This is a genomic window from Arthrobacter sp. zg-Y238 (assembly GCF_024385525.1).
Taxonomy (GTDB): domain Bacteria; phylum Actinomycetota; class Actinomycetes; order Actinomycetales; family Micrococcaceae; genus Arthrobacter_B; species Arthrobacter_B jinronghuae.
On record NZ_JANFLU010000004.1, the window covers coordinates 101,551 to 125,320 of the forward strand.

Sequence of the window (23,770 nt, forward strand, 5' to 3'; positions counted from 1 at the left end):
GTGGGGGGTCAGGCCCGACGTGTATGCAGCCCGTCGAAAACCATGGTGATGATGTTGTCCGCGAGCTTCTGCGCGGGCAGCGGCCCGCCGGGTTTGTACCATTCCACAATCGAGTTGATCGTGCCGAACAGCAGGCGGGTGGTGGTGCGCGGATCAATGTCGCTGCGCACCGACCCCTCGCTGCGGGCGGCGTCCACGAGTCCGGCCACCCGGTGGTCGAACTCGCGGCGCCGGGCCAGGGCGCTGCGTTCAACGTCGGTGTTGCCCCGGAGTCGCAGCAGCAGGGTGACGAATGGCAGCCGCTCGGTCAGCACTTCGATGGTGCCGCGCAGGACGAATTCCAGCCGTGCATCCGCTGCACCGGCCGAAGCCTTTGGATCATCCAGCACCGCCTCGAGTCCGTCCAGGGCATGATCGAGTGCCAGTCGCAGCAGGTCACCTTTGGACGTTACATGGTGGTAGATCGCGGACTTCGTAATGCCCAGGTTTTCGGCCAGGATCCCCATCGAGGTGGCTTCGTAGCCGTGCCGGTTGAAAACGTCTACGGCCACGTTCAGCACCGTCTGCTGGTCATATCCCGGACGGCCGCGGCGCGGGCCGGACGCAGGGCCGGACGCGGGCACGGACACGGGGTCGACGGCGGCAGCGGTCTGCTCCGGTTCAGTATCGGCAGCGGAAACGGGAGCAGGTTCGGAGGAGGCTCCGGCGGCGGCAGGCATGGCGCCATTTTCCCACGTCAACGGGCGGTTCACCGCGGCGGGACGGCGTCGGTGTTCCGCCGCAGGTCATAGATCCGGCGGAGCTTGCCGCTGGAGCGAGCCAGCGTCCCGGGGTCGACCACCTCAACAACGCAGGAGGATCCAACATGGATCTTGACCTGCGCGGCGAGTTCCAACGCAGCCGCCGCCGAGTCCGGCGTCGAGGTGTCCTCCCGCCGCTCGATCCGTACCGTGAGTTCGTCCAGGCGTTCCGGACGGCTGATTTCGAGCTGGAAATGAGGGCTCAGGGCCGGGATGCGCAGGGCGATTTCTTCGATCTGGGTTGGGAAAAGGTTCACTCCGCGCAGAATGATCATGTCGTCGCTGCGGCCGGTGATGCGTCCCATCCTGCGCATGGACGGCCGGGCGGTTCCGGGCAGCAGGCGGGTGAGGTCATGCGTCCGGTAGCGGATGATCGGCAGCGCTTCCTTGGTCAGGGAGGTGAAGACCAGCTCGCCCGGTTCGCCGTCGCCCAGGACCCGGGTCTCGTCAAACGGGTCGATGATCTCCGGCAGGAAGTGATCCTCCCAGATGTGCGAGCCGTCCTTGCTCTCCACGCACTCGCCGGCCACGCCCGGGCCCATGACTTCCGAGAGTCCGTAAATGTCGCACGCATCCAGATCCATCAGCGTTTCGAGTTCGTGCCGCATTTCCTCGGTCCACGGCTCGGCGCCGAGGACCGCGTTCTTCAGCGAAGTGGACCGCGGATCGATGCCGGCGGCTGCCATGCCGTCGGCGATGGCCAGCAGGTAGGTAGGCGTGCAGAGGATGGTATCCGGTTCGAAGTCCACGATGAGCTGGACCTGCCGCTCCGTCTGCCCTCCGGACACGGGGATCACCGTGCAGCCGAGCCGCTCAGCGCCGAAGTGCGCGCCCAGGCCGCCGGTGAAGAGCCCGTAGCCGTAGGCGTTGTGCACCTTGTATCCCTGCTTCACTCCGGAGGCGCGGAGCGAACGGGCCACCAAAGAGCTCCAGCGCTCCAGGTCTCCGGCTGTGTAACCGACGACGGTGGGCCGCCCCGTGGTTCCGGAGGAGGCGTGGATGCGGGCCACCTGCTGCTGGGGGACGGCGAACATGCCAAACGGATACGTCGAGCGCAGGTCCTCCTTCGTGGTGTACGGGAACCGTGCCAGGTCGCTCAGTTCCCGCAGATCGGAGGGGTGCACGCCGGCGTCGTCGAACTTGCGCCGGTACAGCGGAACCCGATCGTACGCGTAGGCGAGGGTCTGCTTAAGGCGTGTCAGCTGGAGGGCCTCCAGCTCGTCCCGGCTCATAAGTTCCTCAGGGTCCAGTGTCGAGGGATCGGCTGCGGCGGACTTGAGCGGAGCGGAGGTGGCTTTCATGCGCGGCTTTCGGTTGGGACGCCGGACGGGGTCAGGGCGGGGTTGGGGATGGTGCGCGAGCGTCCTCGGAAAAGGGCGACGACGGCGGCGGTCCCGTCGGGACGTTCGGACCCCACCTCAATGTCGTACACGCCGCTGCGGCCGTTGCCGGCACGGTGCTCGGCGGAAGCAGTCAGCCGGTCACCCGCCATGACCGGAGCCAGGAACGTGATGTCGGCGCCGGCGGCCACCGTGATCTGTTCCCGTTCCCGGGCAGGCCCGCCGCCCTCCGGATTGCAGGCCAGGGCGAAGGCTGTGTCGGCAAACGCGAAGACCATCCCGCCGTGGCCGATGCCGAAACCGTTGACCATCTGCGGGCGGAGAAGCATCGAAATACGTGCCGTGCCGGGGCCGATCGCCAGGACATCGATGCCCATCCATGCCGAGGCGGCGTCGTCGACCAGGAGAGGATGGGCGCGGTATGTGCCGCGGGGGACCTCGGTGTCAGCCATGGAACCTCTTTTCTTTACCGAATGTTCATTAGGTAATCCCGCCGGGCGTTCGGCTGTCAAGGATCCGGCCGCTGCGGTCAGCAGACCGCTCGCGGTTGAACTTGCAGACGGCCGGGGACCGGCCGGAGGCCGTGGCGTACCCTAGTGAGGTGACTCTCTCTGCGGCCACAGCCGTTTCCGGTCCTGTCCGCCCTCCAACTTCTTCCCTTTTGCCTGAGTGGCTGGACCCCCAGGTTTTCCTTGCCGACCCCGCCCTCGGACCGTGGGTGGTCCTGATGGTCTGCGGCATCGTGTTTGCCGAAACCGGACTGCTGATCGGCTTCTTCCTGCCGGGGGATTCCCTGCTGTTCACCGCCGGGCTCCTGGTGGCAACGGGCACCATCGACATCAACGTGTGGCTGCTGGCGATCCTGGTCTTCATCAGTGCCTTCGTCGGCGACCAGACCGGCTATTACATCGGCAGGAAGGCCGGCCCCGCCGTCTTCAACCGGCCGGACAGCAGGCTCTTCAAGCGGGAGAATGTAAAGCGCGCCCAGGTGTTCTTTGATCGCCACGGCGGCAAAGCCGTGATCCTGGCCCGGTTCGTCCCTGTGGTCCGGACCTTCACCCCGGTGGTGGCCGGCGTTGCCCAGATGAACTACAAGGCGTTCGTTTCGTTCAATGCCGTGGGGGCGTTCGTCTGGGGCGTCGGCGTGACCCTCTTGGGTTACGTTCTCGGCGACCGGGTGCCCTTTGTCCGGGAAAACCTGGACCTGATCTTCGTGGCCGTGGTGGTGCTCTCCGTGATCCCGATTGTCATTGAGGTTCTGCGCCAGTCCCACAAAGCCGTCACCAAGGATGATGACGAGGAGGACGACGGCGAGGAGGGCAGTGACGCCGCGGCTCCCGCAGCCGAAGCCGGGGCCGGATCGGAGCGCAATGCCGACGCCGGCCGCACCACCGACGCCGCCCGTGCCGCTGACACCGGCCGCAACGCCGACGCCGTCGAACACACCGGCCGCCGCACCAGCCCGGTGGAAGGCCGCCGCGTCGCGGCACCGAAACCGAAGGCGGAAGGTGCCGGCGCGGCGGAGTAGCTCTTCCCGACCCTGCTGGAGGATGTCCAGCGCAAGCAGGCCCGGACCGATTTGGTCCGGGCTTTTTTGTGTTCGAGGCGCTTTCCGGCCATGAGCGGGAGGTAACGATTGGATAACCGTAGGCCCGAAACGCGCCGCTGACCTGCGGTTACACAGTGGAGGCGGTTTTTCTTTGCGGTATGGGAGCGCTCCCACTTGACATTGTGATTCAGCGCACATCACGATTGGCTGAGCTTGTGGGAGCGCTCCCACCATTTTTTCTTGGCCGCCGGTTCGGCAGCAGGGCGCATCCGTAAGGCAGCGGCACGGAAGGCGCGGAGGTATCGCGGACACTCGTGCTTCGACACCCGGATTATGACAAAGGAGTCAGCAATGAGTACCAAACCCACTTCCGCCGGCCGTGCACGCCGCGGACCTGCGCTTGCCGCATCCGTTGCAGCCGCAGCCCTTCTCCTGACCGCCTGCGGCGGGGGAGACGAAGGAGCTTCCGAAGGAGGGGACGGGCAGGTCACGCTCAGCATCAGCACCTTCAACGAGTGGGGCTACGAGGAGCTGCTCGAGGAGTACCAGGAGGCGAACCCCAACATCAAGATCGTGCACGACAAGAAGGCCACCTCCAACAATGCCCGCGACAACCTGAACACCAAGCTCGCTGCCGGTTCCGGCCTCTCCGACATCGAGGGCATCGAAGTGGACTGGCTGCCGGAACTCAAACAGTATCCGGACCAGTTCGCGGATCTGGCCAGCCCCGAGGTGGAAGGCCGCTGGCTGGACTGGAAGGTCGAGGACGCCACCACCGAGGATGGGAAGCTGATCGGCTACGGCACAGACGTCGGCCCCGAGGCTATTTGCTACCGGTCGGACCTATTCGCCGAAGCAGGCCTGCCGACGGACCGCGAGGAAGTGGCTGCGCTGCTCGAAGGCGACTGGGACCACTACTTCGAAATCGGTGAACAGTTCACTGCGAAGTCCGACGCCGCCTGGTACGACTCCGCCATGTCCGCCTACCAGGGCATGATCAACCAGGTCGAGAACGCCTACGAGGAAAATGACGGCACGGTCATAGCCACCGAGAACCCGGAGGTGAAGGACATCTACAACCAGGTGCTCGAGAACTCCGTGGACAAGGATCTCTCCGCGCATCTGCAGTTGTGGTCCGATGACTACGAGGCCGGCTTCCAGAGCGGTGCCTTTGCCACCACCTTCTGCCCGGGCTGGATGCTGGGCAGCATCGAGGGCAACGCCGCCGGCGTCGAAGGCTGGGATATCGCCAACGTCTTCCCCGGCGGCGGCGGCAACTGGGGCGGGTCCTACCTGACCGTTCCCACGCAGGGAAAGAACCAGGAAGAGGCCATCAAGCTGGCTCAGTGGCTCACCGCTCCCGAGCAGCAGATCAAGGCCTTTGCCTCCAAGGGCAACTTCCCCAGCCAGGTCGAGGCCTACGAAATGGAAGAACTGACGGGTTCGACAAACGAATTCTTCAATGACGCTCCGGTGGGTCAGATCTTCGCCGATCGGGCCGAAGCCGTCAGCGTGACGCCGTTCAAGGGACAGAACTATTTCGCCATCAATGATTCGATGCAGCAGGCGCTGGACCGGGTGGACGTCCTCAAGTCCGACGACCCCGACTCTTCGTGGCAGAAGTTCGTCACCGGAGTAGAAGCGCTCCAGTAGCATCCACAGGCGTCCGGTGCCTGCGGCCGCGTAGAGCGCCGCAGGCACCGGAACCAAACTTCGATACCCCTTGGACGTTAGGAAGATAGCCATGGCTGTCACCGTCAAGCCGCCGGCAGCGCGGACGCCGGTACGCCGGGTAGGGTTCAGCAGCCGGCTGGCCCGTTGGGACGTCAAAGTCTCCCCGTACCTCTATATCTCGCCGTTCTTTATCCTGTTCGCGATCGTGGGATTGTTCCCGCTGATCTACACCGGGTGGGTCTCGCTACACAACTGGAACCTCATCGGCGGCAACCTCGGATTCAGCGGCACCGAGAACTTCACCTTCGTCCTCTCGCAGCCGTACTTCTGGAACGCGGTGGGCAACACCTTCAGCATCTTCCTGATCTCGGCGGTTCCGCAGATCATCCTGGCAATCGGCATTGCCGCCGTTCTGGATGCGAACCTGCGGGCCAAGACGTTCTGGCGCATGGGCGTACTGGTTCCCTATGTGGTTGCCCCAGTGGCAGTGGGCCTGATCTTCGGCAATGTCTTCGCTGACCAATCCGGCGCCATCAACGGGCTGCTGACCTCCATCGGCCTGGATCCCGTTCCGTGGCACTCCAACACCCTGGCGAGCCACGTCGCCATCGCCACCATGGTGGATTTCCGCTGGACCGGGTACAACGCCCTGATCTTCCTGGCTGCCATGCAGGCAGTGCCAAGGGACATGTATGAAGCAGCCATCCTCGACGGCGCCAGCCGCTGGCGGCAGTTCATTTCGGTGACCGTTCCCATGCTGCGGCCCACCATCATTTTCGTGGTCATCACCGCCACCATCGGCGGCCTGCAGATTTTCGACGAGCCGCGGGTCTTTGACGCCTACGGCCTGGGCGGCGCGGACCGGCAGTGGCAAACCCTCACCATGTACATCTGGGAACTGGGCTGGGGGCAGCGCAACCTGGGCCGCGCCTCCGCTGTCGCCTGGCTGCTGTTCGTCATCATCGTGCTTATCGCGGCCCTCAATTTCCTCATCACCCGCCGCATTGCCTCGCAGGGAGGACGGAAATGACCTCCGTACCCATGGTTGAACAGACGGCCGGCAAACGAGCCGCCGAATCCGCCAGACGACGTCGGGACCGCGGCGGTGCACAGCCGCCGCGCCCGGCACGGGTCCGCGGGCGGAAAACCGGCGGATTCAACCGCCGTCCGGGTTTTGTCACCTACGGGCTGCTGGGGGCCGTGGTCCTGGGCTCAGCCCTCCCGATCCTCTGGTCCGTCCTGGTGGCCAGCCATGACAGCACGGCGATCGTCAAGGGAGTCCCGCTGATTCCCGGCGGCAACTTCTTCGCAAACGCGGCCACGGTGCTGGATACCATCCCGTTCTGGAAAGCCCTGGGTAACAGCATCCTCGTTTCCACCGTGACGGCAGCTTCCGTAGTGATTTTCTCCTCTCTAGCCGGTTTCGCGTTCGCGAAGCTGCGCTTCCGGGGAAGCAAGGCACTGCTGGTGTTCGTAGTGGCCACGATGGCCGTACCCACCCAGCTCGGTGTCATCCCGCTGTTCATCGTGATGTCCAAGCTCGGCTGGACCGGGACCATGGGAGCGGTCATCATTCCGGGGCTGGTCACTGCCTTCGGTGTCTTCTGGATGACGCAGTACCTGCAGGACGCTCTGCCGGATGAACTGATCGAAGCGGTACGGATGGACGGCGCCAACATGTGGCAGGCCTTCTGGCATGTCGCCCTCCCAGCTGCGCGTCCTGCGGCAGCGATGCTGGCACTCTTCACCTTTGTAGCCACCTGGACCAACTTCTTCTGGCCGTTCATTGTCCTCAATGCGCAGAACCCCACCCTGCCGGTGGCACTGCAGCAACTGCAGTCCGCACGTTTTGTCGACTACTCAGTGGTCCTGGCCGGCGTGGTGCTCTCCACCATTCCGCTGCTCATCGTCTTCGCCGTCGCCGGACGGCACCTGGTTGCAGGAATCATGCAGGGAGCGGTTAAGGGATGACCATGAACAACAACGCCTCATTCCCGTCCGGGTTCGTGTGGGGTGCGGCGACCGCCGCCTACCAGGTGGAGGGTGCTGCATCGGAAGACGGCCGGAAGGATTCCATCTGGGATACCTTCAGCCGCGTTCCCGGCGCAGTGGTGAACGGTGACAACGGGGACATCGCCTGCGACCACTATCACCGCATGGACGATGACGTGGCCCTCATGAAGTCACTGAACCTGGGCTCTTACCGGTTCTCCACCTCCTGGGCACGGATCCGGCCCGACGGCGGCCCGGTCAACGCTGCGGGGCTGGACTTCTACAGCAGGCTGACGGATTCGCTGCTCGAAGCCGGGATCCAGCCGTGGCTGACCCTGTACCACTGGGACCTGCCGCAGGCCCTGCAGAACCAGGGCGGCTGGGCCAACCGGGACACGGCGTACCGGTTTGCCGACTACGCCCTCAGCGTCCATGACGTGCTGGGCGATCGGGTGACGGCTTGGACCACCCTGAACGAGCCCTGGTGCTCCGCGTACGTCGGCTACGCCAGCGGCGAGCATGCGCCCGGACTGCAGGATCGAAAACTCGCGGTTGCCGCGAACCACCACCTGCTGCTGGCGCACGGACTTGCCGTCCAGGCGCTTAAGGGACGGGACCCGGGACTGGACACCGGCCTGACCCTGAACTTCACGGTTGCGGATCCCGCCGATCCGCAGAACCCCGACGACGTCGACGCAGCCCGCAGCATCGACGGGCAGTTCAACCGGATGTTCGCGGACCCCGTCTTCCATGGGAAGTACCCCGAGGACGTGGTGGCGGACCTGGCTCCCTACGGCTTCGAATCCCACGTCCAGGACGGAGACCTGGCGGTCATCAGTTCCCCCATCGACTTCCTGGGGGTGAATTACTACCACGGTGATGCCTTCACCAAGACCCCGCCGGCGGCACCCCTGACGACGGCGGCCCCCTCGGCACGTCCTACGGCGAGCCCGTATCCTGCCGCCGACGGGATCCATGCCGTGCGGCGCGGACTGCCGCAAACGAACATGGGCTGGGAAATCCAGCCCGAGGGACTTCGGCGGCTGCTGAACCGGCTGCAGCGCGATTACACCGGGCCGGCGGGCGTGCCGCTGTACATTACCGAGAACGGTGCAGCCTTCGATGACGACGTTGTGGCCGACGGGACCGTCCAGGACCTGGACCGGCTCGACTTCATCCGGTCGCACCTCGCAGCGGTGCAGGACGCGGTGGCGGACGGCGTCGACGTCCGCGGCTACTTTGCCTGGTCCCTGATGGACAACTTTGAGTGGGCCTGGGGCTACGCCAAGCGGTTCGGGATTGTGCACGTCGATTACGAAACCCTGCAGCGGACGCCCAAAGCCAGCGCCCGCTGGTACGCGGAAGCGGCCGCCGCCAATGCCCTGCCCGCAGGCACTCCGGTGCCGGGCACCGCGACACCTGCGTATGTCGTATCGTCGGAACTATGAGCATCCTCAGGCCCGGGCCCCGGAGCGGGCCGGTGAAACTCCGGCGCAGCAGCCCCACGTTGGAAGACGTGGCGGCGCTGTCCGGAGTTTCCCGCTCGACTGTGTCCCGTGCCATCAACGGAGGTGCCCGGGTAAGTGCCCAGACGCAGGCCGCCATCGATGCGGCCATCGGGGAGCTGGGTTTCACACCTAACCGCGCGGCTCGGTCCCTGGCGACCAGCCGTGCCGATTCCATTGCGCTGGTCATCCCGGAGCCGGACGGCCGTGTCCTGGTGGATCCCTTCTTCGCCATGACTCTGAACGGAATCACGGAGGCCTTGAAGGACACCGAAGTGCAGCTGGTGCTGCTGATTGCCCGCCAGGGGGAGAAGGAAGGGCAGTTCATCCGATACCTGCGCAGCGGCCATGTGGACGGAGCCATCATCGTCTCCCACCACAAAGCTGACGCCCTGGAAACCGAACTGGCGGACGCAACGCTGCCCGCAGTTTTCATCGGCCGGCCCTGGCAGGACCACGCCGGACTGGCGTTCGTGGATACGGACAACCGGACCGGAGGGCTGCTCGCTGCCCGGCACCTCACGGACCGCGGCTACCGACGGATCGCCACGGTCACCGGGCCGGCGGACATGACTGCCGCGCAGGACCGGACCGAGGGGTGGCGGCAGGGACTGGCCGAGGCGGGGCTGGAACCGGCCGGCGTCGAATCCGGACACTTCACCACCGAGGGCGGTGCGGCCGCCGCCGCCCGGCTGCTCGACGCCGACCCCGGCATCGACGCGATCTTTGCCGCGTCCGATCCGATGGCGTTGGGCGTGCTGGAGGTGCTGCGCGGGCGCGGACTGTCCGTGCCCGGCGACGTGGCGCTGGTGGGATATGACAACCACCGGCTCGCATCCACCAGCACGCCGGGCCTGACCACGGTGGTCAACCCGATGGTCGAAATGGCCCGGCGGGCCGCGGAGATGCTGCTGCGCGAAATCGAAGAGCCCGGTTCACATCTGGAGCCCGTCGTCTACCCGCCGGAGCTCGTGGTCCGGGAGTCCGCCTAGGCTACCGGGACATTCTGCCGCCCTTAGCGCCGCGACCCCGCCCTCCATCTCGCAAGCTCGAAGAGGGAATCCTGGTTCGCGGCTGCCTCGCTCGTTCCTCGCTCGGCGATGCGGGCTACGCAGAATGCCCCGTCCGCCTAGGCCGCGTTCTCCCGGCGGGCGGCCGGAAGCAGTTCCCGGGCGCCGAGCGCGGACAGGATGAACGCGTAGTCCCACGCCCGGTCCTTCCAGGCCTCGTACCGGCCCGAGGCTCCGCCGTGGCCGCCGTCCATTTCGATCTTCAGGACGATCGGTTCGCTGCCGGTAGTGGTTTCACGCAGCTGCGCCACCCATTTGGCCGGTTCGACGTACAGCACACGGGTGTCGTTGAAGCTCGTGACGGCGGCGATCTGCGGGTAGTCCACGGCCCGGATGTTTTCGTACGGGCTGTATTCCTTCATGTACTTGTAGACCTCCGGATCGGTAATGGGGTTACCCCATTCCTCCCATTCCAGGGCCGAGAGCGGCAGGTCCGGATCCAGGATGGTCGTCAGTGCATCCACGAAGGGCACCTGCGCCACGATTGCCCGGTACTTTTCCGGGGCCAGGTTTGCGACGGCGCCCATCAGCAGCCCGCCGGCGGAACCGCCCATTGCGGCGATCCGGTCCGGATCCGCCCAGCCGGAGGCGGCAACCCAGTCCGTCGCATCCACGAAGTCGGTGAAGGTGTTTTTCTTGTTCAGCTTCTTGCCGTTGTCATACCAGGCGCGGCCCATCTCGCCGCCGCCGCGGATGTGCGCCACCACGTAGACGACGCCGCGGTCCAGCAGCGACAGCCGGGCGATGTTGAACGCCGGATCCATGCTCAGTTCGTAGCTGCCGTACGCATAGACCAGTGCCGGGTTGCTGCCGTCTTTCTGCAGGTCCGCCCGGCGGATGACGGAGAGCGGAATGCGGGTGCCGTCCGCCGCCGTCGCCCATTCCCGCTCGGCCACGTACTCCTCGGAACGGTAACCGCCCTTTACGGGGGTTTCCTTCCGCAGCTCCAGCTCTCCGGTGGCCAGCACGTAATCGTAGACGCGCGGCGGCGTGAGGTAGGAGGTGTAGCTGAGGCGGGCGATCGGGGAATCGAACTCGGCGTTGGCCAGGTTGGCTGTGTAGAGCTCTTCGTCAAACGCCGGTTCCACAGGCGCGCCCTGCGCCGGGGTGCCGAGGCCTTCCACAGGCAGGATCTGCACCCGCTCGGTGGTGTCCTTGCGGACCGACACGAGCACATGGGTGCGGGTTACGGCGGCACCGTTGACGCGCACGGTGTCATCGTGGGCAATGACGGTGTCCCAGTGCTGGTCCGCCAGCGGCTTGCTGAACTCTTCTTCGGCGACGAGCGAAAGCATCGAGTTCAGGGCGTTCCGGTTGTGCGTCACCAGGTATTTGCGCGTGCCGTCCAGGGTCAGGGGCTCGGCTTCGTAAAGGATGCGCTCGCTGCGCGGGATCAGGGTGCGCACGGTATCGGTGGGGTCGTCGAAGTCCAGGACCCGGTATTCGCTGTACTCGGAGCTGCTGATGCCGATCAGTAGCTGCCGGCGGTCCGCCGAGAGATCGAAGCCGGTCCACATGGCGATGTCGTCTTCCTGGTAAATGACGACGTCGTCCTCCACCGGGGTGCCGAGCGTGTGGGCCTTGACCTGGTACGGACGCCAGGAATCATCCACCACGGTGTAGAAGACGCGGCGGCCGTCGGGGGAGAAGGCCAGCGAATAAAAAACGTTGGAAATGACGTCCGGCAGCAGGTCCCCGGTGCGCAGGTCCTTGATCCGCAGCGTGAACCGCTCGTCTCCGGCGTTGTCCTCGGAGTACACCAGCAGGTTGCCGTCTTCGGTGACGGCCAGTCCGCCCAGCGAGAAGAACGGCTTGCCTTCAGCCTCTGCGTTGCCGTCCACGAGAATCTGTTCGCCAGGGACCGGAACGCCGGGGACGACGGCGGGCGGCGTCCAATCGGCGTCGAGGTTCCCAGTGTCCTGGGCTGCGGTGCGGCAGTGGATGGCGTACTGCTTGCCTTCCTCGGTGCGGGTGTAATACCACCAGCCCTTCTTGCGTGCCGGAACGGACAGGTCCGTTTCCTCGGTGCGGTTCTTGATCTCGTTGAAGATCTCGCCGCGCAGCTGTTCCTGGTCTGCCGTCATTGCCGCGGAGTAGGCGTTCTCTGCCTTGAGGTGTTCCACCACCTCCGGGTTTTCCTTCTCCCGGAGCCATTCATAGTTGTCAATGAACGTGTCACCGTGGCGGGTGCGTTCGGTGGGGACTTTCTTGGCAACCGGAGGCTGGGGAGTAGTCATGCTTCGAATATATCCATCCCGGCGGCGGCGTCGAAGGACCGCGCTGGCGTTATGCTCGCGGCTTAGCCGCGGACCGGCTCAGTGCGGGCTTCGGGCTAGTCCCCGAGCAGCAGCCAGGCGCAGAGTGCACCGGCGGCAAGGAAGAGGGCCCAGTTCACTACCACCACCAGCAAAGTGGAGGTGAAGGAGCGCGCTGCGGCTTGGTGCCGGGGAAGGAGCACCGGCTCGGGTGCCGGGCCCTTGCGGAACTGGCCCCACAGGCTCGTGGCCAACAGGACACCTCCTCCGCACAGGGCCAGCGGCAGTGCCGGCAGCGAGAACAGGATCACCTGCGGCGCAAACAGGAGCAGCACGGTCTCCGCCAGGAGGCAGGCCGCCAGCATCAGGGCCGGCCGCCGCAGGGACGCCCAGGTGGGATTTACCGCGTAAAGCGGGCTGACCCCGGCCACCACCATGGCGGTAAGGGCCAGCAGCAACCCCGGGGCGGTGACGCTGACGGTCGCCTCGTCAGCGGTGACGGCTGCCGACACGGCAAAGAAACCCAGCAGGCCCAGAAGCGTGGGGACGATGACGACGGCGGCGGACGTCCGTTCTGCCGGCTCTGCGACGGCCTGCTCCGAAGAAGATCCGCTGCCACCCGAAGCTGCACCCGCACGGATGGGCCGGCGGCCGGCGTCGGGCCCTGGAATACCCATGACTTTCCTTTCCGCACCGCAACATCTACTCACCAGTTTTACATAGCCCTCCCCTTGACTGGCCCACCGCACCTCCATATCCTGAACGAACGGTCGGTAATTATTTAGCGCGCGGCTACTGGGGACCACTCGCCGGCGCAAGTGGAAGCGGAGAAACATGAGCGGGCAAGAGCACTTTGACGCACTCATTGCAGCGGACGCCCGGGTGGAGCCGCGGGATTGGATGCCCGACGGGTACCGAAAGACGCTGGTCCGGCAGATCTCCCAGCACGCACACTCGGAAATCATCGGGATGCAGCCCGAAGCAAACTGGATCACCCGTGCACCGTCCCTGAAACGCAAAGCGATCCTGATGGCGAAGGTGCAGGACGAGGCAGGCCACGGCCTCTACCTGTACTCCGCCGCTGAAACCCTGGGCACACCGCGGGACCAAATGACCGCGGACCTCATTGCCGGCAAGGCTCGCTACTCGAGCATCTTCAACTACCCCACGCTGACGTGGGCGGATATGGGTGCCATCGGCTGGCTCGTGGACGGTGCCGCAATCTGCAACCAGGTCCCGCTTTGCCGCGCCTCCTACGGTCCATACGGGCGGGCCATGGTGCGGATCTGCAAAGAAGAGTCCTTCCACCAGCGGCAGGGCTTCGAGATCCTGCTGGAACTGGCCAACGGCACCCCTGCACAGCGGGAGATGGCCCAGGACGCAATCAACCGCTGGTATGCCCCCTCACTGATGATGTTCGGACCCCCGGACGAGGATTCACCGAATTCCCGCCAGTCCATGGCCTGGAACATCAAACGCTTCTCCAATGACGAACTGCGTTCCCGCTTTGTCGGCATGATCGTCGAGCAGGTGAAGGTCCTCGGCCTGACCCTTCCCGATGCGGATATCCGTTTCAACGAGGAGACCGAACGCTGGGAACACGGACCGCTCGACTGGGACGAGTTCTCCGAAGTCCTTGCCGGGCGCGGTCCGTGCAACTCGCAGCGTCTGGCCCGACGGCGGGAGGCCCACGAAGACGGCGCCTGGGTGCGTGAAGCCGCGGCGGCCTATGCCGCCCGCCAGGCCGGCCGCAGCAGCGCCGGTGCTGTCTCCAGCGAAGCGGGGGCAGCGTAGCCATGACGGGCGGATCAACAACCGGCGACGACGGCTCGACGCCGGTTGTCGCGGGCGCCGGCACGGCCGCAGTCCAGGACGCGGGATCGAAGCCGGCCACAGTCAACGACGCCGGCGCGGGGCCGGCGGGGTCGGCGACGGCAACTCCCGGAACGCCAACGGCTGCGCCGACCCCCGCGGCGGGCTGGCCGCTCTGGGAAGTGTTTGTCCGCTCCTCCCGCGGCCTGTCCCACGTGCATGCCGGTTCGCTTCATGCGCCGGACGCGGACATGGCAGTGCGCAACGCCAGGGATCTGTACACCCGGCGCAACGAGGGCGTTTCGCTCTGGGTGGTGCCGGCGTCGGCCATTATTGCCAGCGATCCCGATGCCAAGGGGCAGTTCTTCGAATCCCCGCAGGGCAAGGATTACCGCCACGCCACTTACTACACCAAGTCGGAAGGGGTGAAGCACCTGTGAGTTCAGACAGCGCCACCCGGATTACCCCGGGCAACGCCCTGCGGCCGGAGGACATTGCCGCCGCCGGAACGCGGGCAGACGCGAACACCGCCGCCTATGCCCTGCGCCTGGGCGACGACGCGCTGGTGCTGGCCCAGCGGCTCGGCTGGTGGATATCGCGGGCACCGGAACTGGAAGAGGACGTGGCCCTGGGGAACATTGCCCTCGACCTGATCGGGCATGCACGCTCCTTCCTCAGTTATGCCGGCAGTGCTGACGGCCGCACCGAGGATGATCTCGCGTACTGGCGGCAGGAAACCGAATTCCGCTCCGTGCATCTGGTGGAGCAGCCCAACGGCGATTTTGCCCGGACCATTGCCCGGCAGCTGGTGGTGTCCTTCTACCAGTTCGAGCTGTACGGCGCGCTGCAGCATTCCACCGATCCCACCCTTTCGGCGATTGCAGCGAAAGCGGTCAAGGAAGTGGATTACCACCGGGACCACAGCGCCCAGTGGGTGCTCCGGCTGGGCCTGGGCACGGACGAATCCCGACGCCGGATGATCCGTGCGCTCGAACTGACCTGGCCGTACGTGGCCGAGCTGTTCGACGACGACGAGCTCGTGGTCTCGCTCGGAAGCCGGGCGGTTCTGCCCTCGTCCCTGAAGCCTGCCTTTGACGGCCACATTGCCGCCATACTCCGCCAGGCGGAACTGGATCTGCCCGTGATACAGCCCGCTCCCGGCGGCGGCCGGCGCGGACAGCACAGCGAACATCTGGGTTATCTGCTGGCAGAGATGCAGGTGCTGGCCCGCGAACATCCCGGTGCATCGTGGTGAGCCTGATGGAATCCTCCCTGCGCCCGGCGGACCCCGCCGCGGCAGCGGCCTGGGACATCGCCGCCACGGTCTGCGACCCCGAAATCCCCGTACTCACCATCGAGGACCTGGGCGTGCTCCGGCGGGTGGAGGTCACCGACGCGCAGGTGCAGGTGGCCATCACCCCCACCTATTCCGGCTGTCCTGCCATGGACGCCATCCGGCAGGACGTCACCGCAGCCCTGGGCGCGGCCGGCTATCCCAGCGTCCAGGTCTCCCTCGAGCTGGCTCCGGCATGGACCACCGACTGGATGAGCAGTGCAGGCAAAGCGAAGCTGGACGCCTACGGCATCGCGCCGCCGTCGGGCCGCGCCGCCGCAGGTCCCGTCCGGGTGGGCCTGAGCGTGAAATGCCCCCAGTGCTCCTCGCTGAACACCCGTGAGCTGACCCGGTTCGGTTCCACCTCCTGCAAGGCGCTGTGGGTCTGCAGCGACTGCCGGGAACCGTTCGACTACTTCAAGGTGCTCTGAAGCTATGACCGCCCTTCCCGATGCGCCGCCCCGCCGCGGTGCCTTCCGTCCACTGACCGTTGCCGCCGTACGCCGATTGACCGGCGATGCCGTCGAGGTCACCTTCGACGTACCGTCCGAGCTGGTGGAGGCCTACGCCTATCTGCCGGGACAGTACGTTGCCCTCCGCACTGTCCTGGACGGCACGGAACTGAGGCGCAGCTACTCCATCTGCGCCGAGCCGAAGCCCGGCGAACTGCGGGTGGCCGTCAAGCGGGACCTGGGCGGCCTGTTTTCCTCCTGGGTGAACGAGCATTTGAGGGCCGGTGACGTACTGGACGTTATGAGCCCGGCCGGCAGCTTCATCTCCCGGCACGCCCCGGGCCAACGCGGCCTGGAATCGTTGCACGGGCAGGTGTTTGCCGCCGTAGCCGCAGGGTCCGGCATCACCCCGGTCATCGCGATCGCCCGCACCGTGCTGGCTTCCTCCGACACCACGCGCTTTGACCTGGTCTACGCCAACAAGGCGGCCATGGACGTGATGTTCCTGGAGGAACTGGCGGACCTGAAGGACCGCTACCCGTCCCGGTTCGCCCTGCATCACGTCCTCTCCCGCGAACAGCGGATTTCGCCGCTGCTCAGCGGACGGCTCGACGCCGGGAAACTCACCACCCTGATCGACTCGGTGCTGCCGGCCGCAGCGGTGGATGAATGGTTGCTCTGCGGCCCGTTCGACCTGGTGCAGCTGTGCCGCGACGCGCTCGCCGAACGCGGCGTCGACCCGGCTAAGGTGCGTTTCGAACTCTTCACCACCGGACGGCCCGACCGGCCGGAAGGCTCCGCCGGCCGTCCGCTTCTCCCCGACAGTTCAGGGGAGAACTTCGACATCACTTTCCGGCTGGACGGGCTGCAGGGCAAGGTGGCGAGCCCGGTGCACGCCCGCGAATCCGTGCTCAACGCTGCCCTTCGCGTCCGTCCGGATGTGCCTTTCGCCTGCGCCGGCGGCGTCTGCGGAACCTGCCGGGCGAAGCTGGTCTCCGGCACCGTGGACATGGAGGAGAACTATGCGCTCGAACCGGAGGAACTGGAGCGCGGCTACGTGCTGACCTGCCAGAGCCGCCCCACCAGCCCGGAAGTGACCGTTGACTACGACGCCTAGGAGCACCCGATGATCGACCTGACCATCTCCGACGGCGTGGCCGAAGTGGTCCTGAACGCCCCGCAGAAACTCAATGCCTTGGACGGTCCCGCCCTGGCGGAACTGGGACAGGCATACGACGACGCCGCTGCCGCCGGAGTGCGGGCACTGCTGCTGCGGGGAGAGGGCCGGAGCTTTTGTGCAGGGCGGGACCTTTCCACCGTCTCCCCGGAACACGACGACGCGCGCGGCTACCTCGTGGATGACCTGCTGCCGCTGCTGCAGAAGATGACCGCCTTCCCGGCGCCGACATTCGCTGCTGCCCAGGGTGCGTGTCTGGGAGTGGGGCTCGGATTGCTGGTGGCCACCGACGTCGTTTATGTGGCAACGGACGCGAAGGTCGGTTCGCCGTTCGCGAACCTGGGTGCGGCACTGGATTCGGGCGGGCACTGGCTGTTCACGGAACGGCTGGGGCCGCACCGCACCCTGGACCTGATCTACACGGCGGATCTGATGAGCGGTGCGGAGGCCGTAGCCGGCGGGCTGTTCAGCCGTGCCATGGACCCCGCCGAACTGCTGGACCGCACCCGTGCCACGGCAGTGCGCGTCGCGTCCGGACCCACGCAGGCCTTCACGGCGTCCCGGGAACTCGTGGCACAGATCAGGGACCGGCGGCTGGGTTTCTGGGAAGCGCTGGATGCCGAGAACACCGTGCAGGAAAAGCTCAGCGGAACTCCCGACTATGCGGAAGGGTTTAACGCCTTCCTGGCCAAGCGCAGGCCCGTTTTCCAGGGGTGACCGTCCGGGGCCGGCTTGTGATGCGGCGGACACCGGACTAGGTTGGAACTAACTCGTAAGCATACTTACAACAGGTGCTTGCCGGCGCTAGAGAACCCTGAGACACCGAGGAGGCGGAACATGGCCGACAGCTATAACCCGAACAATGACCCGGCGAACCCGGATAAGCCCAAGGACGCGCAAAAGGGCTCGAATACGCAGGAGGGCACCGGCAACCACGCCCACAGCGAGGCAAAGGCCGGAAGCACCAATCCTGATCCGCTGGACGGCAACATCACCGGCCTCGAGCCCGGTGGCGGCGTTCCTCCGGGAGAGACCCCTCCGGCAGAGGACCAGATGAGCACCGACCAGGGCCACGACGAAAACTGACCTGCCGGACTGGACTGGACTGAATGAATGCCTGGACCAAGGAAGCTGCCTGGATCGAATGAACCGTCCGGGCAGACATAAAAAGCAGACGTAAAAAGCAGGGCCTGCAGTTGCGGGCCCTGTTTTTTGCTTCCGCTGCTGCGCTTTGCTTCCGCTGCTGCGCTGTAACTTTCCCTGCTGCGCTGTCAGCGGGTGTCGCGTTCCTCGAACACCAGGAAGGTCTGCGTGTCGAGGACACCCGGCATGGACTGCAGCTGGTCGAAGATGACCCTGCGCAGGTGGACGTTGTCCTCGGCGCGGACCAGCACAATCACGTCGAACGAGCCGCCCACCAGGGCGATGTGGTGGATCTCCGGCACCTCGCTGAGCCGGTCCTTCAATTCCCGCCAGGCGTGCTGGCGGACCTTCAGCGTCACATACGCCGAAGAGCCCAGGCCGGCCTTCTCCGGATCCACCAGCGCCGTGAATCGGCTGAGGACTCCGGACTCCGTGAGTCGGGCAATCCGCGAGTAGGCGTGTGCCCGGGAGATATGGACTTCCTGCGCGACGGCGGTAAACGATGCCCTGCCGTCGGACCGCAGGACGGCCAGGATCTTTCGGTCAATGTCATCCAACGGCTGCACCTGCGTTGTAGTCATAATGTCCACGCTCTCCCCAAGTAATCTGCGTCACATTTGCAAGGTGTCCATCAGATTACTCCCGCAGAGCGCTGGCGTCCAAGATTTCGGGGAATGCTGGTAACGATTCAACGGCCGAAAGCATACTGGCAAGACAGAAGTTCCGTGTGCAAAGATGCCGCGGTGCTGCGGACGGAGGCTCGCGATGACCATCTCTACCGGCAGGACCCGGCAGGCTGCCTTTGGCGCCGAAAGCGGTTCCGGGAGCGCGGATGCCCTGTTGCCCTCGGACGTCCCCGTCCAGCTGCTGGATGCCGGCGGCGCAGCCCGTCAGGATTCCCGGTACGCGATGCCCGCCGATGACATGCTGCTGGATGCCTATGCCCGTCTGGTGGCGGGCCGGCGAATCAATGACCAGGCCAACGCCCTGGTGCGTCAGGGGCGGCTGGCCGTCTACCCTTCCTCGCACGGGCAGGAAGCCTGCCAGGTAGCCGCCGCTGCCGTGCTCCAAACGCAGGACTGGCTGTTTCCCACGTACCGGGACAGTGTTGCCGTGATGTCCCGCGGAGTGGACCCGCTGCAGGTGCTGACGCTGCTGCGCGGAGACTGGCACAGCGGCTATGACCCGTACGAGCATCGGGTGGCCCCGCAGGCTACACCCCTGGCCACCCAGCTGCTGCACGCCGTCGGCGTCGCGCACGCCGCGAAGCTCAAGGGGGAGGACACCGTGGTGCTTGCCCTGTGCGGCGACGGTGCCACCAGCGAGGGCGACTTCCACGAAGCGCTCAACTTTGCCGCCGTGTTCCACGTACCCGTGGTGTTCTTCATCCAGAACAACGAATACGCCATCTCGGTACCGCTGAAAAACCAGTCCGTGGCGCCGTCGCTGGCGCACAAAGCCATCGGATACGGCATGCCGGGGGAGCGGGTGGACGGGAACGACGTCGCCGCCCTCATCTCCGTCCTGGGCGCGGCAGTGCTGCGGGCACGCGAAGGCGGCGGACCGGCACTTGTGGAAGCGCATACCTACCGCATGCAGGCCCACACCAACGCGGACGACGCCACCCGGTACCGTTCGGCGGAAGAAGTGCAGGACTGGTTGCCCCGGGACCCGCTGGCCCGGACCCGTTCCTACCTGCGCGGCTGCGGGCTGCTCGATGACGCCCGTGAGGATGAACTGGCAGCGGCTGCCGAAGCGCTCGCGGCAGCCATGCGCGAGGGCCTGAATACCGACGTCGAACCGGACCCGCTGGCGCTGTTTGAACACGTCTATACCCGGCGCACTCCGCAGCTGGCGGAGCAGTCCGAGTTGCTGCGCGGCGAACTGCAACGCGGCGAGGCAGAACGCGATGCGCTTGTCCGCAACGTAGCCGCAGGTCCGGACGGCACCGGGAACCCCGCAGATCCCGGCGCTTCGCGGTGACACCTCCTGATCTGAAAGGCAGCACCATGGCAGCAACTCCAACGGACACTCCGCCCCAGGCACGGGAGATGGCCGATGCAGGGAGCGGACCGGAAACCCTGACCTTCGCCAAGGCGTTCAACGCCGCGCTCGCCGACGAAATGGCCGCCGACCCGACGGTCGTGGTCTTCGGCGAGGATGTGGGCCCGCTCGGCGGGGTCTTCCGGATCACCGACGGGCTGACTGCGCGGTTCGGAACCGACCGCTGCTTCGACACTCCGCTGGCCGAATCCGGGATCATGGGAATGGCCGTGGGCATGGCGATGAACGGTCTGCGTCCGGTAGTGGAGATGCAGTTCGACGCCTTCGCCTACCCAGCGTTCGAGCAGGTGGTCAGCCACGTGGCGAAGATGTCCAACCGGACCAGGGGAAAGGTGAAACTTCCGCTGGTGATCCGCATTCCGTATGCGGGCGGGATCGGCGGGGTGGAACACCACAGCGATTCCTCCGAGGCCTATTACGCGCACACGCCCGGCCTGACCGTCGTCGCGCCGGCAACCGTAGCCGATGCCTACACGCTGCTGCGCGACGCGATCCGGCTAAATGATCCGGTGGTTTTGCTGGAACCCAAGAAGCTCTACTGGAGCAAGGAAACAGTGGACCTGGCCGTCCTGCGCCGGGCCGCCGATGAAGCACTGCACACAGGCCGGCAGGTTCCGGACGGTATCGGGACAGCAGCTGTGGCGCGCACCGGAACGGACGCAACGCTGGTGGCTTACGGGCCGTCAGTGTCGACGGCGCTGGCTGCAGCGGCAGCCGCCGAAGCCGAGGGTCGGTCCCTGGAGGTCATCGACCTGCGCTCGATTGTTCCGTACGACGACGCCGCGGTCGACGCGTCCGTCCGGCGCACCGGACGGGCCGTGGTCATTTCCGAAGCGCCGGGGTTTGCCTCGGTGGCGTCGGAAATCGTGGCCCGCATCCAGGAACGCTGCTTCCATTCCCTCGCCGCACCGGTGCTGCGGGTGACCGGCTTCGATGTGCCGTATCCGGCGCCGAAGCTGGAACACTGGTTCCTGCCCGGCGTGGACCGCATCCTGGACGCCGTGGATGAGCTGCAGTGGGAGGAGCCTCCCGGTTCCGGCGCGGGTGCCGGAACTTCTGCTTCGGAGGATCCCCGATGAGTGTGCGCACCTTCCTGCTGCCGGATCTGGGTGAGGGCCTGACCGAGGCTGAACTCGTCAGCTGGCTCGTGGCCGTGGGGGACACGGTTGTGGTGGACCAGCCTGTTGCCGAAGTGGAAACGGCAAAGTCCCTGGTGGAAGTTCCGTCCCCCTTTGCGGGCCGCGTGGCACAGCTGCATGGCCGGGCCGGCGAGAGCGTCGACGTCGGGCATCCGTTGATCTCGGTGGAGACCGCTGCCGTGGCCACGGTTGGGGCCGGCCTGGCCGCCGGAATGACAGCTGCGGGAACCGGGGAAACGATGGCACCCGCGGCGGCCGTGGGACCGGCGGAAGCGGCCGAAGCAGTAGCGGCTGCGGAAACCGCCGGTGAGACCGCAGCGGGGGAGGCCACGGCGGGGGAGGCCTACCGGGAGGAAGAGAAGGCAGGGTCCGGAAACGTACTTATCGGCTACGGAACCCCGCCCGGCGGGCAGTCCCCGCGGCGCACCCGTGCGCCTCGGCGGCGGATGGGCGCGGCTGCTGGGGCGGCTGCCGGTCAAGCTGCCGGCCGCTCCGCTCGGACGGAAGCTCCGCGCTGTGTATCCCCTCTGGTCCGGCGCCTGGCCCGTGATGCCGGTTTGAAGCTGGCGGATGTGGCCGGCAGCGGCCCCGACGGGTTGATTCTGCGCCGCGATGTCGAAGCCGCCATGGCTCCCGCTGCGGCGGAGCACGCTGCCGCGGCTCCCGCCGGGGTGGAGGAAGTCACCACCGAAGAAACGGCGGCCCGATGGAATGCCCGCGGAACCGGGGCATCCGACGCCGCAACAGACGCGCGGACAGGGCTCGCCGTCACCTCGCGCACTCCGGTGCGTGGCCTGCGGCGCACTGTCGCCGCAAACCTGAGCCGCAGCCGCAGCCTGATCCCCGAGGCGACCGTGTGGGTGGATGTGGATGCCACGGCCCTGATGGACCTGCGCGCGGACCTTTCCCGGCAGCGGGAGGACACACCGTCGCTGCTGGCTTTCCTGGCCCGTTTCACGTTGGCCGGACTCACCCGGTTCCCGGAACTAAACACCCGGTTTGTGCCTGCAGGGGAGGGGATCGGCGCGGGATCGAGGGACAAGGCACGGGACAACACGGGCAAGGGCAAGGAAGAACAACAGGCCGTGATTGATGCCTTCGACGGCGTGAACCTGGGCATCGCAGTGCAGGCTGAGCGCGGGTTGATGGTTCCCTCGGTTCGGCGGGCGGACACCCTGTCCACTCGGGAACTGGACGCGGAGATCCGGCGTCTCACCTCGGCCGCCCAGGCCGGCCGCGCAACCCCTGCCGAACTTTCCTCGGGCACGTTCACGCTCAACAACTACGGTGTCTACGGGGTGGACGGCAGCGCTGCCATCATCAACTACCCCGAGTCGGCCATCCTCGGCGTGGGACGCATCATTGAAAAACCGTGGGTGGTTTCCGGCCGGCTCGCGGTCCGGATGGTCACCCAGCTGACCCTGGTGTTCGACCACCGCGTCTGCGACGGCGCGACCGCCGGCGGCTTCCTGCGCTACGTTGCCGACGCCGTCGAAAATCCGGGCCGCGTGCTGGCGGACCTGTAATACGTGCCGCAGACAACCACCCGCGATAGGTTGGAAACCGAGCCGGCGAAAAGGAAAGCTGACATGACAGAAACACCGCAGCAGCACATCCCCACCCAGCGTGGCTGGCAGGAGGTCGCGCCCCGGGTCTGGGTGCGCGCCAATGCTGCCTTTGCCGTTAACACCGGGCTGGTGATCGGGGACGATCGGGCACTGCTGATCGATACCGGAGCAGGCCCCGGAATGGCGCAGGAGATCTACGACGCCGCCCGGACGCTGACCGACCTGCCGCTCACGGCAGTGAACACGCATGCCCACTTCGACCACTACTTCGGCAACGCCCTGATGCTCGCCAACGGCGTGGAGGATATCTGGGGTACCGCCGGATGCGCCGCCAGTATCCGTGAAAACGGCAACAGCCACCGCCCGCAGGCTGCCGACGCCGAACCCGAAATGGCTGCAGCCATGGGCGAAAACACGGAAATCGCCGAACCCACGAAGCTGGTGGAGGACGCACCGGTGGACCTGGACCTGGGCGGCATCTCCGTGACCCTCTTCCACCTCGGACGAGGCCATACGGACCATGACCTGCTGGTGGGAGCCGGGGACGTGCTCTTCACCGGCGATCTCGTCGAACAGGGCGCTGATCCGGCCTTCGAGGACTCCTTCCCCAAGGACTGGATCCGCACGCTGGGGAAAATCTCGGCACTCGAGGACCTGTACACGGTCTTCGTTCCCGGGCACGGAAAGCCCGTCACCGTGGATTTCGTGACCACTCAAATGAACAAGATGCGCACCGCCGTCGCCGTCACCCGCAGCGCCATGGACCAGGCATCGGTGGACATGACGAAGGCAATTCCCATCCTGCCGTACGGGCCGGACCAGTCCCGGGCGCTGCTCACCCGCCTGCGGACCCTTGCCCGATGGAAGTGGCTCAAGCAGTAATCACCGGCCGGACCG

General features: G+C 66.2%; 22 protein-coding genes and 1 pseudogene. 17 read left to right on the forward strand and 6 right to left on the reverse strand.

Features of this window, described 5'->3' with window-relative positions; genetic code table 11:
* Window positions 1-8: 8 nt before the first annotated feature.
* From NNX38_RS04140 to NNX38_RS04150, 3 genes are read right to left on the reverse strand one after another with little or no spacing between them, the layout of a single operon-like run.
* Entirely contained in the window at window positions 9-719 is a 711-nt protein-coding gene (locus tag NNX38_RS04140) for a TetR/AcrR family transcriptional regulator (protein WP_304661483.1), read from the reverse strand.
* A 29-nt stretch (window positions 720-748) separates the two neighbouring features.
* Window positions 749-2,101, reverse strand: coding sequence for a phenylacetate--CoA ligase PaaK (gene paaK / locus NNX38_RS04145; protein ID WP_255796883.1), 1,353 nt, complete (start codon window positions 2,099-2,101; stop codon window positions 749-751).
* Window positions 2,098-2,592 (reverse strand): hotdog fold thioesterase, encoded by a 495-nt coding sequence (locus tag NNX38_RS04150; RefSeq protein ID WP_255796884.1) that lies wholly within the window; start codon window positions 2,590-2,592, stop codon window positions 2,098-2,100. The genes paaK and NNX38_RS04150 overlap by 4 nt, the downstream gene beginning before the upstream one ends.
* Before the next feature lie 149 nt (window positions 2,593-2,741).
* Between NNX38_RS04150 and NNX38_RS04155 the strand changes: the two are divergent.
* The 6 genes and pseudogenes from NNX38_RS04155 to NNX38_RS04180 form a co-directional block, all read left to right on the forward strand.
* Window positions 2,742-3,404: pseudogene (locus NNX38_RS04155) on the forward strand (VTT domain-containing protein); the annotation flags it as partial.
* A 636-nt stretch (window positions 3,405-4,040) separates the two neighbouring features.
* Complete coding sequence (locus NNX38_RS04160) at window positions 4,041-5,342, forward strand: ABC transporter substrate-binding protein (protein WP_255796885.1); 1,302 nt, start codon at window positions 4,041-4,043, stop codon at window positions 5,340-5,342.
* A 91-nt stretch (window positions 5,343-5,433) separates the two neighbouring features.
* A complete protein-coding gene (locus tag NNX38_RS04165) occupies window positions 5,434-6,393 on the forward strand; it encodes a carbohydrate ABC transporter permease (protein ID WP_255796886.1) in 960 nt (319 codons plus the stop codon).
* Window positions 6,390-7,334 carry a carbohydrate ABC transporter permease gene (locus NNX38_RS04170; protein WP_255796887.1) on the forward strand — a complete coding sequence of 315 codons (945 nt, stop codon included), beginning with the start codon at window positions 6,390-6,392 and terminating at the stop codon, window positions 7,332-7,334. Before NNX38_RS04165 ends, NNX38_RS04170 begins: the two co-directional genes overlap by 4 nt.
* A 2-nt stretch (window positions 7,335-7,336) precedes the next feature.
* A complete protein-coding gene (locus NNX38_RS04175; RefSeq protein WP_370646364.1) occupies window positions 7,337-8,803 on the forward strand; it encodes a GH1 family beta-glucosidase in 1,467 nt (488 codons plus the stop codon).
* The gene (locus NNX38_RS04180; RefSeq protein WP_255796889.1) at window positions 8,800-9,852 is read left to right on the forward strand and encodes a LacI family DNA-binding transcriptional regulator; all 1,053 of its coding nucleotides are present in this window, start codon (window positions 8,800-8,802) and stop codon (window positions 9,850-9,852) included. The genes NNX38_RS04175 and NNX38_RS04180 overlap by 4 nt, the downstream gene beginning before the upstream one ends.
* Window positions 9,853-9,989: 137 nt before the next feature.
* Here the strand turns inward: NNX38_RS04180 and NNX38_RS04185 are convergent, their stop codons facing one another.
* Both NNX38_RS04185 and NNX38_RS04190 read right to left on the reverse strand, forming a co-directional pair.
* Window positions 9,990-12,167 carry a S9 family peptidase gene (locus NNX38_RS04185; RefSeq protein WP_255796890.1) on the reverse strand — a complete coding sequence of 726 codons (2,178 nt, stop codon included), beginning with the start codon at window positions 12,165-12,167 and terminating at the stop codon, window positions 9,990-9,992.
* 95 nt (window positions 12,168-12,262) lie between these two features.
* Complete coding sequence (locus tag NNX38_RS04190) at window positions 12,263-12,862, reverse strand: hypothetical protein (RefSeq protein WP_255796891.1); 600 nt, start codon at window positions 12,860-12,862, stop codon at window positions 12,263-12,265.
* Between the two features lie 157 nt (window positions 12,863-13,019).
* On the opposite strand from NNX38_RS04190, the gene paaA reads away from it, so the two are divergent.
* The 7 genes from paaA (at window position 13,020) to NNX38_RS04225 (ending at window position 18,045) form a co-directional block, all read left to right on the forward strand.
* Window positions 13,020-13,979, forward strand: a complete 960-nt coding sequence (gene paaA, locus NNX38_RS04195) for a 1,2-phenylacetyl-CoA epoxidase subunit PaaA (RefSeq protein ID WP_255796892.1) — start codon at window positions 13,020-13,022, stop codon at window positions 13,977-13,979.
* Window positions 13,980-13,981: 2 nt separating this feature from the next.
* Window positions 13,982-14,437, forward strand: coding sequence for a 1,2-phenylacetyl-CoA epoxidase subunit PaaB (gene paaB / locus NNX38_RS16800; RefSeq protein ID WP_304661484.1), 456 nt, complete (start codon window positions 13,982-13,984; stop codon window positions 14,435-14,437).
* Window positions 14,368-15,252 (forward strand): 1,2-phenylacetyl-CoA epoxidase subunit PaaC, encoded by an 885-nt coding sequence (gene paaC, locus NNX38_RS04205; RefSeq protein ID WP_370646369.1) that lies wholly within the window; start codon window positions 14,368-14,370, stop codon window positions 15,250-15,252. The genes paaB and paaC overlap by 70 nt, the downstream gene beginning before the upstream one ends.
* Before the next feature lie 5 nt (window positions 15,253-15,257).
* The gene (gene paaD / locus NNX38_RS04210; RefSeq protein ID WP_255796894.1) at window positions 15,258-15,761 is read left to right on the forward strand and encodes a 1,2-phenylacetyl-CoA epoxidase subunit PaaD; all 504 of its coding nucleotides are present in this window, start codon (window positions 15,258-15,260) and stop codon (window positions 15,759-15,761) included.
* A 4-nt stretch (window positions 15,762-15,765) separates the two neighbouring features.
* On the forward strand, window positions 15,766-16,899 hold the full coding sequence (gene paaE, locus NNX38_RS04215; RefSeq protein WP_255796895.1) for a 1,2-phenylacetyl-CoA epoxidase subunit PaaE: 1,134 nt from the start codon (window positions 15,766-15,768) through the stop codon (window positions 16,897-16,899).
* A gap of 9 nt (window positions 16,900-16,908) precedes the next feature.
* Window positions 16,909-17,676: an enoyl-CoA hydratase/isomerase family protein gene (locus NNX38_RS04220; RefSeq protein WP_255796896.1), complete on the forward strand. Its 768-nt coding sequence runs from the start codon at window positions 16,909-16,911 to the stop codon at window positions 17,674-17,676.
* A gap of 120 nt (window positions 17,677-17,796) precedes the next feature.
* A complete protein-coding gene (locus NNX38_RS04225; protein ID WP_229950199.1) occupies window positions 17,797-18,045 on the forward strand; it encodes a DUF6480 family protein in 249 nt (82 codons plus the stop codon).
* 185 nt (window positions 18,046-18,230) lie between these two features.
* On the opposite strand, the gene NNX38_RS04230 is transcribed toward NNX38_RS04225, so the two are convergent.
* On the reverse strand, window positions 18,231-18,683 hold the full coding sequence (locus tag NNX38_RS04230) for an Lrp/AsnC family transcriptional regulator (protein ID WP_255796898.1): 453 nt from the start codon (window positions 18,681-18,683) through the stop codon (window positions 18,231-18,233).
* 184 nt (window positions 18,684-18,867) lie between these two features.
* Between NNX38_RS04230 and pdhA the strand changes: the two genes are divergently transcribed.
* From pdhA to NNX38_RS04250, 4 genes are all read left to right on the forward strand, one after another.
* Window positions 18,868-20,085 carry a pyruvate dehydrogenase (acetyl-transferring) E1 component subunit alpha gene (gene pdhA, locus NNX38_RS04235; protein WP_255796899.1) on the forward strand — a complete coding sequence of 406 codons (1,218 nt, stop codon included), beginning with the start codon at window positions 18,868-18,870 and terminating at the stop codon, window positions 20,083-20,085.
* A 26-nt stretch (window positions 20,086-20,111) separates the two neighbouring features.
* Window positions 20,112-21,245, forward strand: a complete 1,134-nt coding sequence (locus NNX38_RS04240) for an alpha-ketoacid dehydrogenase subunit beta (protein ID WP_370646365.1) — start codon at window positions 20,112-20,114, stop codon at window positions 21,243-21,245.
* A complete protein-coding gene (locus NNX38_RS04245; RefSeq protein WP_255796900.1) occupies window positions 21,242-22,831 on the forward strand; it encodes a dihydrolipoamide acetyltransferase family protein in 1,590 nt (529 codons plus the stop codon). The genes NNX38_RS04240 and NNX38_RS04245 overlap by 4 nt, the downstream gene beginning before the upstream one ends.
* Window positions 22,832-22,894: 63 nt before the next feature.
* Window positions 22,895-23,755 (forward strand): MBL fold metallo-hydrolase, encoded by an 861-nt coding sequence (locus NNX38_RS04250; protein WP_255796901.1) that lies wholly within the window; start codon window positions 22,895-22,897, stop codon window positions 23,753-23,755.
* Window positions 23,756-23,770 lie beyond the last annotated feature (15 nt).